This is a genomic window from Proteus sp. PR00208 (genome assembly GCF_016238545.1).
In the GTDB taxonomy this organism is placed as follows: Bacteria; Pseudomonadota; Gammaproteobacteria; order Enterobacterales; family Enterobacteriaceae; genus Proteus.
Map to the genome: position 1 here is coordinate 261,112 of NZ_JAEHQE010000001.1, position 15,032 is coordinate 276,143.

The 15,032-nt window shown below is 38.3% G+C and carries 15 protein-coding genes; 6 read left to right on the top strand and 9 right to left on the bottom strand.

The window, feature by feature from the left end; genetic code table 11:
- Positions 1-34 precede the first annotated feature (34 nt).
- From lolD to pepT, 4 genes are all read left to right on the top strand, one after another.
- Positions 35-745: a lipoprotein-releasing ABC transporter ATP-binding protein LolD gene (gene lolD / locus JEP36_RS01125; protein ID WP_232799426.1), complete on the top strand. Its 711-nt coding sequence runs from the start codon at positions 35-37 to the stop codon at positions 743-745.
- Positions 745-1,992, top strand: a complete 1,248-nt coding sequence (gene lolE / locus JEP36_RS01130; protein WP_198629777.1) for a lipoprotein-releasing ABC transporter permease subunit LolE — start codon at positions 745-747, stop codon at positions 1,990-1,992. Before lolD ends, lolE begins: the two co-directional genes overlap by 1 nt.
- An 85-nt stretch (positions 1,993-2,077) precedes the next feature.
- Positions 2,078-2,935, top strand: coding sequence for a Sir2 family NAD+-dependent deacetylase (cobB, locus tag JEP36_RS01135; protein ID WP_196567875.1), 858 nt, complete (start codon positions 2,078-2,080; stop codon positions 2,933-2,935).
- Between the two features lie 52 nt (positions 2,936-2,987).
- Positions 2,988-4,232, top strand: a complete 1,245-nt coding sequence (gene pepT / locus JEP36_RS01140; RefSeq protein WP_109372899.1) for a peptidase T — start codon at positions 2,988-2,990, stop codon at positions 4,230-4,232.
- A gap of 83 nt (positions 4,233-4,315) precedes the next feature.
- On the opposite strand, the gene JEP36_RS01145 is transcribed toward pepT, so the two are convergent.
- Positions 4,316-5,038: a vWA domain-containing protein gene (locus JEP36_RS01145; protein WP_269812697.1), complete on the bottom strand. Its 723-nt coding sequence runs from the start codon at positions 5,036-5,038 to the stop codon at positions 4,316-4,318.
- 261 nt (positions 5,039-5,299) lie between these two features.
- Between JEP36_RS01145 and JEP36_RS01150 the strand changes: the two genes are divergently transcribed.
- Positions 5,300-5,578: a hypothetical protein gene (locus JEP36_RS01150; protein WP_198620640.1), complete on the top strand. Its 279-nt coding sequence runs from the start codon at positions 5,300-5,302 to the stop codon at positions 5,576-5,578.
- A gap of 87 nt (positions 5,579-5,665) precedes the next feature.
- On the opposite strand, the gene JEP36_RS01155 is transcribed toward JEP36_RS01150, so the two are convergent.
- The 8 genes from JEP36_RS01155 to rluE all read right to left on the bottom strand — a co-directional run bounded on the left by JEP36_RS01155 (position 5,666) and on the right by rluE (position 13,640).
- Positions 5,666-6,787 carry a ribosomal protein uL16 3-hydroxylase gene (locus JEP36_RS01155; RefSeq protein ID WP_109372901.1) on the bottom strand — a complete coding sequence of 374 codons (1,122 nt, stop codon included), beginning with the start codon at positions 6,785-6,787 and terminating at the stop codon, positions 5,666-5,668.
- A 183-nt stretch (positions 6,788-6,970) separates the two neighbouring features.
- Positions 6,971-8,434, bottom strand: coding sequence for a two-component system sensor histidine kinase PhoQ (phoQ, locus tag JEP36_RS01160; protein ID WP_198620638.1), 1,464 nt, complete (start codon positions 8,432-8,434; stop codon positions 6,971-6,973).
- 1 nt (position 8,435) lies between these two features.
- On the bottom strand, positions 8,436-9,110 hold the full coding sequence (gene phoP / locus JEP36_RS01165; RefSeq protein ID WP_198620637.1) for a two-component system response regulator PhoP: 675 nt from the start codon (positions 9,108-9,110) through the stop codon (positions 8,436-8,438).
- Positions 9,111-9,322: 212 nt separating this feature from the next.
- Entirely contained in the window at positions 9,323-10,693 is a 1,371-nt protein-coding gene (gene purB, locus JEP36_RS01170) for an adenylosuccinate lyase (RefSeq protein WP_109372904.1), read from the bottom strand.
- A gap of 31 nt (positions 10,694-10,724) precedes the next feature.
- Entirely contained in the window at positions 10,725-11,354 is a 630-nt protein-coding gene (gene hflD / locus JEP36_RS01175) for a high frequency lysogenization protein HflD (protein ID WP_198620636.1), read from the bottom strand.
- A 2-nt stretch (positions 11,355-11,356) separates the two neighbouring features.
- Positions 11,357-12,460: a tRNA 2-thiouridine(34) synthase MnmA gene (gene mnmA / locus JEP36_RS01180; protein ID WP_196533143.1), complete on the bottom strand. Its 1,104-nt coding sequence runs from the start codon at positions 12,458-12,460 to the stop codon at positions 11,357-11,359.
- Between the two features lie 108 nt (positions 12,461-12,568).
- Positions 12,569-13,018 carry an NUDIX hydrolase gene (locus JEP36_RS01185; RefSeq protein WP_198626539.1) on the bottom strand — a complete coding sequence of 150 codons (450 nt, stop codon included), beginning with the start codon at positions 13,016-13,018 and terminating at the stop codon, positions 12,569-12,571.
- Positions 13,011-13,640 (bottom strand): 23S rRNA pseudouridine(2457) synthase RluE, encoded by a 630-nt coding sequence (gene rluE / locus JEP36_RS01190; RefSeq protein WP_196533145.1) that lies wholly within the window; start codon positions 13,638-13,640, stop codon positions 13,011-13,013. Before rluE ends, JEP36_RS01185 begins: the two co-directional genes overlap by 8 nt.
- Before the next feature lie 138 nt (positions 13,641-13,778).
- Between rluE and icd the strand changes: the two genes are divergently transcribed.
- Positions 13,779-15,032: an NADP-dependent isocitrate dehydrogenase gene (gene icd / locus JEP36_RS01195; protein WP_198629778.1), complete on the top strand. Its 1,254-nt coding sequence runs from the start codon at positions 13,779-13,781 to the stop codon at positions 15,030-15,032.

Sequence of the window (15,032 nt, forward strand, 5' to 3'; positions counted from 1 at the left end):
TTTGAATAAACAACCAATGGCATCAGAAAAACAAATGCACATTAATAAAGATGGTTTATTGGATTGCCACGCCCTATGTAAACAATACCAAGATGGTTCTATTTCCACACAAGTGCTGAAATCAGTCTCTTTTAAAATGGATAAGGGCGATTTTCTTGCCATCGTGGGGAGTTCTGGCTCAGGAAAAAGTACCTTATTACATTTACTGGGTGGATTAGATTCTCCCACATCAGGTGAAGTCTTTTTTAAAGGGCAATCACTTAATAAATTATCTTCTTCTGAAAAGGCTGATCTACGTAATAGCCAATTGGGTTTTATTTATCAATTTCATCATCTATTACCTGATTTCACCGCACTTGAAAATGTTGCTATGCCACTGATGATTGGCGGCACGAGCGCTTCTGTTGCAAAAGAAAAAGCGATGTCTTTACTTGAAGCTGTTGGGTTAAAAGATCGCGCTCATCACCGTCCTTCAGAGCTTTCTGGTGGTGAGAGACAACGCGTTGCGATTGCGAGAGCATTAGTGAACGATCCTGCATTAGTCCTTGCTGATGAACCAACGGGTAATCTTGACCAGAAAAATGCAGAAGGGATTTTTGAATTGTTGATTAAGTTAAACAAAGAAAAACAAACCGCTTTTCTGGTCGTAACGCATGATTTGTCACTGGCGGCTCGTTTTCAGCGCCAACTTGAAATGAAAGATGGTCAACTACAGTCACAAAACGCAATTTCAGGAGTGAAATAATGGCGCAATTGCCACTTGCATTAGTGACCGCATTACGTTTTTCAAGAGGGCGAAAACGTGCGGGAATGGTTTCTTTAATTTCAGTTATTTCAACACTGGGCATTATGCTGGGTGTTGCTGTCTTAATTATTGGCTTAAGTGCCATGAATGGCTTTGAGCGTGAATTAAAAAACCGTATTTTATCAGTTGTGCCTCACGGACAAATTTATTCAGTAGAACAGCCATTTGTACAATGGCAATCAGCATTACCTCGTATTGAAAATACCCAAGGTGTTGTCGCTGCTGCTCCTTATATTTTACTCACTGGATTGTTAGAAAAAGGAACAGAGTTAAAGGCAGTGCAAGTGATGGGGGTCTCACCTGAAAAACAAGGTGATATCAGCCTGTTGCCTCGATATGTACAAAACAATGCATGGCAAAATTTTAAGGCAGGTAAACAACAAATTATTATAGGACAAGGTGTTGCCAATGCGTTGAAAATAAAACAAGGTGATTGGCTGACGGTATTAATTCCTAATAATGACGATCCTACTAAGCTTTTACAGCCTAAACGTATTCGCTTACAAGTGAGTGGTATCTTTAAACTCAGTGGAATGCTTGATCACCAATTAGCGTTAATTCCTTTAGCCGATGCGCAACAATATATGGATTATGGGCAAGGCATTACAGGGATTGAAGTGAAAACAGTAGATCCTTTTTTCGCGAATGAAATTATTCATAATGCGGGTTTAAACAGTAAAGAATATGTTTATGCGAAAAGCTGGATAAGTGACTATGGCTATATGTATAGCGATATTCAGATGATCCGTAGCATTATGTATTTATCGATGATCTTAGTGATTGGTGTTGCTTGTTTTAATATTGTCTCAACGCTGATTATGGCGGTAAGAGATAAAAGTAGTGATATTGCTATTTTACGAACGTTAGGTGCACGAGATAGCCATATTCGTAATATCTTTTTATGGTACGGTTTATTATCAGGCATGATTGGTTGTGTCGCTGGTGTGATATTTGGTGTATTGGTTGCTTATAATTTAACGCCATTAGTGTCTGTTATTGAATCATTAACGGGACACAGTGTGTTGTCAGGCGATGTTTATTTCGTCGACTTTCTACCTTCAGAAGTTCATTTAATTGACGTTTTCTCTGTATTTATTACCACTGTGATCTTAAGCCTGATTGCAAGTTGGTATCCTGCACGTCGAGCCACTAAACTAGATCCTGCAAGAATTTTAAGTGGACAATAAGTTTATTGACATACAAAGAAGAAAAAACGCTTAAACTAGTGAAGATAAGAAACGCGATATTTAAATTTGAAAACCAAGGATTGTAATGATGAAACTTAAACTTCGTCATCGTCGGCTTAGGAAGTTTCGTAAGATCAAAAATTTACGTAGGCAGCATTCACGTTGTCGTTATTTTCATCTCACCCATAAAACGGAACATGAAATGAATTTACCCAAAGTTGTCGTATTAACAGGGGCTGGCATTTCTGCTGAATCAGGAATTAAAACATTCCGATCAGAAGATGGATTGTGGGAAGAACATCGCGTTGAAGATGTTGCAACACCTGAAGGTTATCAACGCAATCCCCAATTGGTTCAGCAGTTTTACAATGAACGTCGTCGCCAATTGCAACAACCTTCTATTCAACCTAATGAAGCGCATTATGCATTAGCGAAACTAGAGCAACGTTTAGGTAAAGACAATTTTTTACTCGTTACGCAAAATATTGATAATCTGCATGAAAAAGCAGGTAGTAAACATATTTTGCATATGCATGGTGAATTGCTAAAAGTGCGTTGCCCTCAATCTCGTCAAGTATTTGAGTGGAAAGGGGACTTAGAAACAACCGATCGTTGTCATTGCTGCCAATTCCCATCGCCACTACGCCCACATATTGTCTGGTTTGGTGAAATGCCAATTGGTATGGAAGAGATTTATCGCGCTTTGGCTGAGGCTGATATTTTTATCTCTATCGGTACATCTGGAAATGTTTACCCAGCAGCTGGTTTTGTCCATGAAGCTCGATTAACAGGCGCTCATACTGTTGAGTTAAATCTTGAACCCAGTTTGGTTGAAAGCCAGTTTGAAGAGAAACATTATGGCCCTGCAAGTCAGGTAGTTGATGAATATGTTCATAAATTGTTTGAATTAATTAATGATCCTAAAGCTGATTTGACGCAATAATTATTTTATAGAGTTCCCTATTATTGTTCTTAGAGAGATCTTAGGGGGCAAAATGGATAAATTATTAGAACGTTTTTTTGAATATATTAATTTTGATACACAATCAAAACCATCTTCAAAAATGTCACCAAGCAGTGATGGACAATTAAAACTTGCCAAGGCATTGGCTCAAGAATTAAAAAAACTGGGCTTTTCCGATGTAATGCTCAGTGACAAGGGATGTGTAATGGCAAGTTTACCATCCAATGTATCTTGGCCAGTGCCAGTTATTGGCTTTATTTCGCATCTTGATACATCTCCTGACTTTTCAGGAAAACATGTAAAACCACAAGTGCTTGAAGATTATCGTGGTGGTGATATTGCTTTAGGTATTGGTGATGAAGTGTTATCGCCAGTTATGTTCCCAATCTTACATTCAATGATTGGTAAGACATTAATTACTACTGATGGCAAAACATTACTGGGTGCGGACGACAAAGCAGGTATTGCTGAAATTATTACTGCGATGGTGCGCTTAAAAGAAACGAATCGACCTCATGGGGATATTCGCATTGCTTTCACTCCTGATGAAGAAATCGGGCGTGGCGCGCATTATGTAGACTTAAAAGCATTCGGTGCAAGCTGGGCTTATACCGTTGATGGTGGTGGTGTTGGCGAACTGGAATATGAAAACTTCAATGCCGCATCCGTGAATATCAAAATTGTAGGTAACAATGTTCACCCAGGCAGTGCAAAAGGGGTGATGGTTAATGCATTAGGATTAGCAACACGTATTCATCAAGAATTACCTGTTGACGAAACACCAGAAAATACCGATGGTTATGAAGGTTTTTACCATCTGCAAAGTATCAAAGGCTCGGTAGAAAGAGCGGAAATGCATTATATTATCCGTGATTTTAATCGTAACTTATTTGAAAAACGCAAACAGAATATGATTGCGATTGCAGAGAGAGTGGGTAAAGGCCTGCATCCTGATTGTTATATTGAGCTAACGATTGATGATAGCTATTACAATATGCATGATAAAGTTGTTCAATTCCCTCACATCATTGAAATAGCCAAACAAGCCATGATTGATTGTGATATTGAGCCAAATATCAAGCCTATTCGTGGTGGTACAGACGGTGCTCAACTTTCTTACCGTGGATTACCTTGCCCTAATATTTTCACAGGCGGTTATAATTTCCATGGTAAGCATGAATTTATCTCTTTAGAAGGCATGGAAGCGGCGGTGAGTGTCATTATGCGCATTGCTGAAATAACGGCTGAAAGAGAAAAGGCTAAAGTAGTTAGCTAATCGCTTATTGAGCTTCGAAATGAAAAATAATAGCCGAAATATCGGCTATTATTTTTTTAGTAAAAAGAATATATTAAGTTTGTTTATTTACGTTTTTCGTAATCTTGTTCAACAGAAGATTTCCAATCTTGATTTAACTCTTTTCCTTCAATTTTAGATTGAACGGCTTTATTAACAGACTCATAGGCATTTTCATAGCCTTTAGCATCTTGGATATATTGAGTTGAGTTGGATGATTTAATGCCAATACTTTCAGCCGCACTTATTGCATCAATGTTGGCACCTAAAAAGATAAATTCCCAACCTTTCTCTTTTTCTGCTGAATTAATTAATGATTTTACTTTTTCTAGCGAATATTCACGGCTACTATTTTCTTCGCCATCGGTGATGATCACCATCATGACATTCTTATAGGGTGAATTTGGTTTATTTCCTTCAGTGATCGCATTTCCCACAGCATCTAACAGTGCGGTATTACCCGATGCAAAATAATCGTTAGTCGTTAAATTCTCTATCTTATTAATATCAATACGGTTATGTAACTTTTTAGCCTGACTATCAAATAAAATAGTGGTGATATAGACTTTTTCAGGGCGATTTTTATTTTCTGCTAAAATAGTATTAAATCCACCAATAGTATCTTTTTCATACCCTTGCATTGAGCCACTTTTATCTAACACAAAAATGATATCCGTTTGTGCTGGTGGTGCCTTCATATTTGCTGTTTCTACTGTTTTTGCAAATACCACGGTCGGTAAAATAAAAGCAGCGATTAAAACAATAAATTTTTTCATAGACGACTCCATTGTCGAAAAAAGAAGTAAAAATCTAATTTTATCTTAGGGGCAATTGATCAAATAAAATAGGAGAAACGGCTGAAAAATAAACGAGATATTAATGAAAAAATTTACTTAATTAGAAATAGAGTGATTTTATAATAATGGGCTAACATATTGTTTATTATTAAGCTTTTAATATAGGCTTAATATTAATAACTCTTTGATAAATTGAGTTTCCTGAATTTCCCTTATAATTAAAGAGAAATAAATATAATATAAGGATATTGAATGGAAACCATAACAGGAAAATTATTAAAACCTGTAATAGAAGAGCAACTAAGCTCTCATAAAAAGAAAGTGATTAAAAAATCTGAGCAACAATCATTTATTATTATTTTTAGTTATTTTCTAATCACTTATTTAATCTCATTTTCTCTTTATGTGACAAATAGCAAACATACATTATTACTTTTTTTCTTACAAAGTACATTTTTTGTTGTGATTCCTTTTTTCTTTCGTAATACAAGAGTACTTTTAAAAGAGTCGATAATTTATTTAATTCGTTAGATTTTAAAATAAGACTTATTTTAATATTTCTAGTAATAAAAAAGCCCTGCAATAATATGTCAGGGCTTTATAAATTATCATTGATAATTAATCTTCAAAATACCAATAACCTTGGTTTACCAAGTGTGTTAATAAACGTACAAATTTGGGATCGGTTAATGCATCACCTAAGTGTTGTTTATCAATATAATCATATTGACAAAGCGCATCAGCAGCTTCGATATAATCAGTATCTATCAACTCGCCATTAACAAAACAGCTATCACCAACACGTAGCGCACGAAGACCATTTAAGCGGTGAAGTTGTTCACCTTGTTGCAGCAAATCATGAATTTCTGCGTTTTCGTATAAAGGTTCTGGCACTGCAAGATCAAGCTCATGACGAGATTGAGAAATAAACTCACCAAACCAATGACGGAATACTTCTGGTTGAGCAAGTAGATCTTCCATCATGTCATGAAGTTTATTTAACTCTTGATGTTGCACTAATGCTGGGTTTTCACGCGGAGTTAGATCAGGATCGCTATAACGATAGCTGCCTAAATCATTTGCTAACACATAGTCAGCGAAACCACTGAAAAGTTCACGAGCATTAGGTGATCTGAAACCAACAGAGTAGTTTAGCGATTCTTCAATCGCATATCCTTCATGTGGGAATCCAGGTGGGATATAAAGAATATCACCCGGTTCTAATTCTTCATCAATAATTGCTTCAAAAGGATCAACTTGAAGCAGATCAGGGTGAGGGCAGTGTTGTTTCATTGGGATTTTTTCACCCACACGCCAACGACGACGACCTTGTCCCTGAATAATAAAGACATCATATTGATCAAGATGTGGGCCTACACCACCACCGGGAACAGAATAAGAGATCATTAAATCATCAATGCGCCAATCGGGTAACACACGAAATGGCTTCATTAATGCCGCACTAGGAAAATGCCAGTGATCGACGGCTTGTACAAGTAAAGACCAATCTTTATCACCAAGTCCTTCAAAGTGCTCGAAAGGCCCGTGTTTGACTCCCCATTGTCCGTCTTGACAGCTAACAAGACGGCTATCTACTTCATCTTCCATTGCAAGACCAGCAAGTTCGTCAGGAGATAAAGGATCAACAAAACGAGAGAAGCCGTTTTTAATTAATAAAGGGCGTTTTTGCCAATGGCTTTCGAGGAATGATTGCCAATCTAAATTAAGTTTATAGTCCATTGTGTATATCCTGAATTCGGGAAGCCTGAAGCCATAGTATAATGAATTCTAATTTCCTGCTAAACATTCCTTTGAGCAATGTGAGTAATAGCGAGTAACTCGATAACAACTGAACGGATATCATACATAACGCCGTATATTTGGCGATAACTTTAAAAAGAGAGGTTTTTTTATAAATAAGGGTTATTCGCGTTCTGTAGTGAGTTGTTGCTCAGCAAATGTCACAGTGATACGAGCGCCTCCTAACGGGCTATCAGTAATAGTAATTTCACCACTGTATTGTTCAATAATATCTACCGCGATAGATAATCCTAAGCCTTGCCCAGGACGCAGAGTATCTGCTCTTGTTCCTCGTTGGAAAATGGCCTCTCTTTTTTCAGGGCTGACGCCTGGGCCGTCATCATCAACAATAATCATTACACTACTTTCATTATTGCTAACATTGATTTCAACAAATTCTAAGCAGTATTTACAGGCGTTATCAAGAATATTACCCATCACTTCCATAAAATCATTTTTCTCACCTAACCACATGATTTCAGGTGAAACATTGAGTGTTAAATCAACCCCTTTTGACTGATAAACTTTACTCAATGCACTACAAAGATTATCTAGCAGTCCTGACAGTGAATGAAGTTTTCGCGTGGTAATATCGTGATCACCATGGATGGATGCTCGGTGCAGATAATAGCCGACTTGTTGCGAAATTCGTTCTATTTGATCGAGCATGATAGGTTCAGCTTGCTCTATCGTCATCTGTTTGCCCGAACGTAAAGAGCGTAATGTTGATTGCAACACGGCAAGTGGTGTTTTTAGGCTGTGGGTAAGATCAGATAAACTTGTGCGATATTTACTATAACGACTGCGTTCATTACGCAATAACACATTTAAATTTCGGACTAAGCCTTTTAGCTCGGTTGGCGGGTTTTCATCCAAATCATTGCGAGTCCCTTTTTCTAATGCACTAATTTGTTCAATAACTTGTTTTATCGGTCTTAAACTCCAATGTGCAGCTAACCAAATTAAGGGTATAACCAAAAATAGATTTGCAAGAATGATATATAAGAACCAATCCCAAACTTGACTGACTTTTTGCATACGCTGAGGAATAGGATCGATAACCGCGATCGCCATATAAGGCATATTGTCAGCCGCAGGATAATGATTAATCACAACTGAGTGAGTCAAAAACTCATTACTAGAGTATTCCTCAAGACGTTTGAGATAAACACGATATTGCGGTAACTGCTTTAACATTAACCGTGTTGTTTTGATATCAACTGAGATCTCAAATAAGCCTTCTTCATGACGCCATTTATGTTTAATGCTATCGGGAATGGCTTTGGGGAGATCGGGAGGCATCCACAATACACCGCCTTTATCATCAAAAATGATCACCAGCGAGGTATTGTTGTTATTGAGATTAGTTGGAAATTCAATGTTCAGCTTTCCCTTATTCCACTGCGCTAAGCTGTAATAAAGATTGCTTTGGCTACGCATTAGCATAAATGTGGTTTTATCTATACTCACAATCGAACCAACAATTGCCACTAACCCATATGAGAGTGTGAGTGCCAAAATAATGGCACTGGTAGCAAGTAAAAAGCGTGTTCGTAATGAGAATGGGGAGCGCTGTTTTTTTTGCATATTAAGGTTTCATATCGAAACGATAGCCTTGTCCACGTACGGTAACCACCACATCATCAGGATATTTTTCTAAGATTTTTTTACGTAGTCGTCCCATAAGTACATCAATAGTATGGCTTTCTTTGAGTTCAGCATCAGGATATAGCTGGCGCATTAATGCATCTTTGCTAACGACTTTGTTTTGATTGCGCATTAATGTTTCTAAAATCGTATATTCAAATGCAGTTAACTTAATTTGTTCTCCTGAAATCATGAACTCTTTACGTGACAAATCCAACTCAAAAGGTTCAATGACGAGTGTTTGTGACGCAATTCCCATGTTTCTTCGCATTAATGCCTGAATACGTGCGACAATTTCCTCAAAATGAAAGGGTTTTGTCACATAATCATCAGCGCCCGCATTTAACGCTGAAACTTTTTCTTGCCAACTTTCGCGCGCAGTTAATACCATTATTGGCAGGGTAATATTATTCTCCCGCCATCTGCGAATAAGGCTAATGCCATCTTCATCTGGCAATCCTAAGTCCACAATGGCAACATCAGGTGTACCTTCTGCAATAAAATTATCTGCTTCTTTGGCATCTTCTGCTGCATCAACCTGATGTCCTGCGTCACGAAATTGCACAGATAAGTGATGGCGAAGTAAAATATTATCTTCAATAATTAAGATCCGCATATTCCACCTTGAGTACAATCAGCAAAAATTCACTGTTGTAAAATAAATATAGGAAATGAATGTCATCCTATAAGATAAAAAATATATTGTTATCATAGTCAATCTATCACTTAAAAAATACCGTAGCGGGTAAAGTGTTTAAGTTACAGAGAGTTTTCTAATTTTTTGATATAAAAAAAGGCAGAGATTATCTGCCTTTTTAGAAAGATAAATTAGTTTAATTTATCAACAAGTTGAGTGGCAAAACCAATATAGCTTTCAGGTTTCATTGCTTTTAAGCGCGTTTTTTCATCTTCTGGTAGTTCTAAACCATCAATGAAAACTGCCATATCTTGTTCAGTGATTCGTTTGCCGCGAGTAAGCTCTTTTAGCTTTTCGTAAGGTTTTTCAATGCCATAACGACGCATTACAGTCTGAATGGGTTCGGCTAATACTTCCCAGTTACAGTCTAATTCTTCACGAAGGTGGTTTTCATTCACTTCAAGTTTATTAAGACCTTTCATGGTTGATTGATAAGCAATCAGCGCATAACCCATCCCAACACCTAAATTACGCAGTACCGTTGAGTCTGTTAAGTCACGTTGCCAACGTGAAACGGGTAGCTTGCTAGAAAGGTGTCCCATTACTGCATTTGCTAACCCTAAGTTGCCTTCAGAGTTTTCAAAGTCAATTGGATTCACTTTATGAGGCATGGTTGATGAACCAATTTCACCTGCAATTGTTTTTTGCTTGAAGTGGTTCAGTGCTACGTAACCCCAAATATCGCGGTCGAAATCGATCAAGATAGTGTTGAAGCGACTAATGCAATCAAAAAGCTCCGCAATATAATCGTGTGGTTCAATTTGAGTTGTGTATGGGTTCCATGTAATACCCAATGAAGTTACAAATTCTTCACTAAATTGATGCCAGTTTACTTCAGGATATGCAGCTAAGTGTGCATTGTAGTTACCTACTGCACCATTGATTTTACCTAAGATCTCAACTTGTGTTAGTTGACGATATTGGCGCTCCATACGGTAGGCAACGTTAGCAAACTCTTTGCCAATTGTAGATGGTGTTGCTGGTTGACCATGTGTGCGAGAAAGTAATGGCAAATCACGGTATTCTTGAGCCATTTTGCTAATGGTATCAATAATTTCACGCCATGCAGGCAGTAAGATCTCTTGGCGTGCTGTTTCCAGCATAATGGCATGAGACAGGTTATTAATGTCTTCAGAAGTACAAGCGAAGTGAATAAATTCAGAAACCTGATGTAAAGCAGGGATAGTCGCCACTTTTTCTTTTAAGAAATATTCTACGGCTTTTACATCATGGTTAGTGGTACGTTCGATAGTTTTAATACGTGCTGCATCTTCTTCATTGAAGTTAGCAACAATCGCATCAAGGTAATCGTTTGCGTTTTTTTCAAAGGCTGGAACTTCTTTAATGTCGGCGCAAGATGCCAGCTTTTGTAGCCAGCGAACTTCTACCTGTACACGGAATTTCAGAAGACCGAATTCACTAAAAATAGAACGTAACGACGAGGTTTTACTTCCGTAACGACCGTCAATCGGTGAAATCGCTGTCAGCGAAGATAATTCCATTGTTGGCAACTCCCAGGTTGAATTTAAAGTATTAACATTGAGCGAGAAAATCATCAGCTTGTCGTAGGATAGCCTTTTGATGCAGTAAAAAATCAAAACGACGACCACCGACTTGACGCCAGAGCACAGCACTTCGAATGCCAGTCAGTAATAACGCTCTAACTTTAGCTTGAATAATAGGGGTATTTAATAGATCAATCGAGCCATGAACCTGAATGCGAGGGCCAACAGGGCTAACTGCATCAACATAAACGCCAGCAAGGGCATTAAATACACCTTCGGACATGGGTTCAAAATAACTTTTTTGACGCTCTAATTGAGAAATTTTTTGCGATAAATGTGAGCTGTAATTATCATTTCTGCTGATAATACGCTCTAGGTTGATTAAACCTTGCTGGTAAGTCATTAACTCAAGCGTTAACTTTTCTCTTCTTACCGCTTGATGAATGGCTTTCAATGTTTGAAAGCCTAATTTTAGGTGACTGATTTGATTACCATAAACATCAAGTGTTGAAGTCGGATTGAGGTTAAAAACACTGTTAACCATCACTTCAACATCATTCTCGTTCGCATTACCTTGGTAAGCAACTTGTTGAACAAGACGACTTGCTTGGCAGATGCCTGCCAATGCAAGTGTTATATCACGAAAATCTTTAGCCACGTCTACTCCTGAATACGGGTTTCAATAATACCGCCACCTAAACAGACTTCGTCTTGATAAAAGACGGCTGATTGTCCCGGGGTAACTGCTGCAACAGGATAATCAAAGCGGACTTCAATTTTGTCTTCACCTAATGGTGTTACTGTACACGCAATATCAGGTTGGCGATATCGTGTTTTAACAGTACAGCGGAAAGCCTCAGTAATAGGTTCCCTTGATACCCAATGTAATTGTTGAGCAATCAAACCTACAGACATCAATCTTGGGTGTTCATGACCTTGAGCAACGATAAGAATATTGTTTTCAACATCTTTATCAACAACATACCAAGGGTCATCGCCACCGTCTTTCGTTCCACCAATACCTAACCCTTTACGTTGACCTAATGTGTGATACATCAACCCTTGGTGTTCACCAATGGTTTCTCCATCAACCGTGATGATAGGACCAGGTTTAGCAGGCAAATAACGCGATAAGAAATCGGTAAATTTACGTTCACCAATAAAACAAATACCTGTTGAGTCTTTTTTCTTTGCTGTCGCTAAATCAAGTTTTTCAGCAATTTTTCTCACTTCAGGTTTTTCCATTTCACCCACAGGGAAAAGGCTTTGTGCAATTTGCTCGTGACTTAACGTATATAAAAAGTAGCTTTGGTCTTTGTTGTTATCAACACCGCGAAGCAATTGGCTTTTGCCATCAACATCACGACGACGAACATAGTGACCTGTTGCGATATAGTCAGCACCCAAATCTTCCGCTGCATATTCTAAAAATGCTTTAAATTTTATTTCTTTATTGCAAAGAATATCGGGGTTAGGGGTACGACCTGCTTTATATTCAGATAAAAAATGTTCGAAAACATTATCCCAATATTCAGCGGCAAAATTGATGGTATAAAGCTCAATGCCAAGTTTATCGCACACAGCTTGCGCATCGGCAAGATCGGTAGATGCTGAGCAATATTCTGTATCGTCGTCTTCTTCCCAGTTCTTCATAAACAGACCAACGACCTGATATCCCTGTTCCTTAAGAAGATAGGCTGAGACGGATGAATCTACGCCACCGGACATTCCTACGATGACTTTTTTTTGGCTGTTATCTGACATGATTGGATCTCACTGCGGAAAAATAAGCGCCATACTTTACCATATCACTGACACAGGTGCATCATGTCTTACTCTGTTTTTGATGCTTTGTTTTTTCTTTAATATTATTTAATTAAAAGGAACACCAAAACTGCTTAATAGAGATAGGGGATAACGTTCACCTTGTTGATAACATAGCAGGCTTTCTCTGACTAAAGGTGAACGTAATTGTTGGCTATGAATAATTTCATCGGCACTGACCCAGTGACAACAATCAATATCACTATCATGAGGATGAGTTTCATATTGCTCTTGCGCTTCAATAAGAAAAAGAAAACGTAGAAAAGGTGTTTTATCAGGCGCAATCCATTGGTGTAATTTTAGAAAATGTTGAACAGGAAGTGTTAACCCTGTTTCTTCCCATAATTCACGTTGAACCGCCTGAATAAGTGTTTCATTGGCTTCAAGGTGTCCAGCGGGTTGATTCCACGTCGCTTTTCCATTGACCGTTTCTTCAACAACGAGAAACTTATTTTTTGCATGAACGATACATGCGACAGTCACATTAGGTTTAAACAAAATCAATCTCCTTCCATTCACCGGGTAATAAATTATCCAATGTAATATTTCCCATACTAAAGCGGATCAAACGCAATGTTGGATAACCGATATGCGCCGTCATTCGTCTCACTTGACGGTTTTTACCTTCAAATAACGTTATTTTTAACCAAGTTGTCGGGATAGTTTGACGTTCTCTAATAGGCGGATTTCTCTCCCATAGCCATTCGGGTTGTTCAACTATTTCGACTTGTGCAGGTAATGTTTTGCCATCTTTAAGCTCTAATCCATTTCTAAATTGTTGTAATGAGGCAGCACTTGGAATGCCTTCAACCTGAGCATAGTAGATTTTTCCTGTTTTTTTACCCGGTTGTGTTAATTGTGCTTGTAGCTTCCCATCATTTGTTAAGACTAAAAGTCCTTCACTATCTCTATCTAAACGTCCTGCCGCATAAATATCACGAATAGGAATAAAATCTTTTAGTGTTTTTCTGCCATTTTCGTCTGTAAATTGCACAAGAACATCGAAGGGCTTGTTGAAGATAACGACTTTACGCTCACCTCTTGGGCGCACTGGCTTTCTTTGTGCGAGTGGCGTGTGATGTTTTCTCGATTTAGCGCTATTTTTAAGTTGATTTGCCATAGTTAATTTTTGTAAAAAATGGGAGATTGATTATACCTTAAAAGAGAAGCGATTGGCGTTAGCTGAATAATCAAGTAGTATTGACAGGTCTCTTACAAAAAATTAACAAAGCGTGCGCTTACATGAAAGGAGAGGTAAATGGAAAGCAAAGTAGTTGTTCCGGCTAATGGCGCTAAAATTACACTAGATGCTAAAGGTAAGCTTGTTGTTCCAAATAATCCGATTATCCCTTATATCGAAGGGGATGGTATCGGTATCGATGTTACGCCAGCAATGTTAAAAGTTGTTGATGCAGCAGTTGAGAAAGCTTACGGCAAAGAACGTAAGATTGAGTGGATGGAAGTCTACACCGGTGAAAAATCAACGCAGGTATATGGTAAAGATGTTTGGTTACCAGAAGAAACCTTAGATCTTATCCGTGAATATCGAGTTTCTATTAAAGGTCCTCTTACTACGCCAGTTGGCGGTGGTATCCGTTCATTAAATGTTGCATTACGCCAACAACTTGACCTCTATATTTGCCTACGCCCAGTACGTTATTACAAAGGCACTCCAAGCCCTGTTAAACAGCCAGAACTAACCGATATGGTTATCTTCCGTGAAAACTCAGAAGATATTTATGCTGGTATTGAGTGGAAAGCGGGCTCAGCAGAAGCAGATAAAGTGATTAAATTCCTGCAAACTGAAATGGGTGTTACTAAAATCCGCTTCCCACAAGATTGCGGTATTGGTATTAAGCCTTGTTCAGAAGAAGGTACTAAGCGTTTAGTTCGTGCAGCAATTGAATATGCTATTGATAATGATCGCGATTCAGTCACATTGGTACACAAAGGTAATATTATGAAATTTACCGAAGGTGCCTTTAAAGACTGGGGTTATGAGTTAGCTCGCGAGGAGTTCGGTGGTGAATTATTAGATGGCGGTCCTTGGGTCAAAATCAAGAATCCAAAATCAGGTAAAGAGATTATCGTTAAAGACGTTATCGCTGACGCATTTTTACAACAAATTCTGTTACGCCCAGCAGAGTATGATGTTATCGCATGTATGAACCTAAATGGCGACTATATTTCTGATGCATTAGCAGCTCAAGTAGGTGGTATTGGTATCGCACCAGGTGCAAATATTGGTGATGAGTGTGCATTGTTTGAAGCAACACACGGCACAGCACCAAAATATGCAGGCCAAGACAAAGTTAACCCAGGTTCGATCATTCTTTCCGCAGAAATGATGTTACGCCACATGGGTTGGACAGAAGCCGCTGACTTAATCATTAAAGGTATGGAAGGCGCGATTGCCGCTAAGACCGTCACTTATGATTTCGAACGTCAGTTAGAAGGCGCTAAATTGCTGAAATGTAGCGAGTTTGGTGACGCGATTATCAAACATATGTAA

Bases quoted from the DNA above. Each gene is read 5' to 3' on its own strand.
- JEP36_RS01150 (WP_198620640.1), top strand. From the start codon at position 5,300: ATGGAAACCATAACAGGAAAATTATTAAAACCTGTAATAGAAGAGCAA.
- lolD (WP_232799426.1), top strand. From the start codon at position 35: ATGCACATTAATAAAGATGGTTTATTGGATTGCCACGCCCTATGTAAA.
- JEP36_RS01145 (WP_269812697.1), bottom strand. From the start codon at position 5,038: ATGGAGTCGTCTATGAAAAAATTTATTGTTTTAATCGCTGCTTTTATT.
- mnmA (WP_196533143.1), bottom strand. From the start codon at position 12,460: ATGTCAGATAACAGCCAAAAAAAAGTCATCGTAGGAATGTCCGGTGGC.
- JEP36_RS01155 (WP_109372901.1), bottom strand. From the start codon at position 6,787: ATGGACTATAAACTTAATTTAGATTGGCAATCATTCCTCGAAAGCCAT.
- rluE (WP_196533145.1), bottom strand. From the start codon at position 13,640: ATGGCAAATCAACTTAAAAATAGCGCTAAATCGAGAAAACATCACACG.
- lolE (WP_198629777.1), top strand. From the start codon at position 745: ATGGCGCAATTGCCACTTGCATTAGTGACCGCATTACGTTTTTCAAGA.
- icd (WP_198629778.1), top strand. From the start codon at position 13,779: ATGGAAAGCAAAGTAGTTGTTCCGGCTAATGGCGCTAAAATTACACTA.
- phoQ (WP_198620638.1), bottom strand. From the start codon at position 8,434: ATGCAAAAAAAACAGCGCTCCCCATTCTCATTACGAACACGCTTTTTA.
- cobB (WP_196567875.1), top strand. From the start codon at position 2,078: ATGATGAAACTTAAACTTCGTCATCGTCGGCTTAGGAAGTTTCGTAAG.
- purB (WP_109372904.1), bottom strand. From the start codon at position 10,693: ATGGAATTATCTTCGCTGACAGCGATTTCACCGATTGACGGTCGTTAC.
- phoP (WP_198620637.1), bottom strand. From the start codon at position 9,110: ATGCGGATCTTAATTATTGAAGATAATATTTTACTTCGCCATCACTTA.
- pepT (WP_109372899.1), top strand. From the start codon at position 2,988: ATGGATAAATTATTAGAACGTTTTTTTGAATATATTAATTTTGATACA.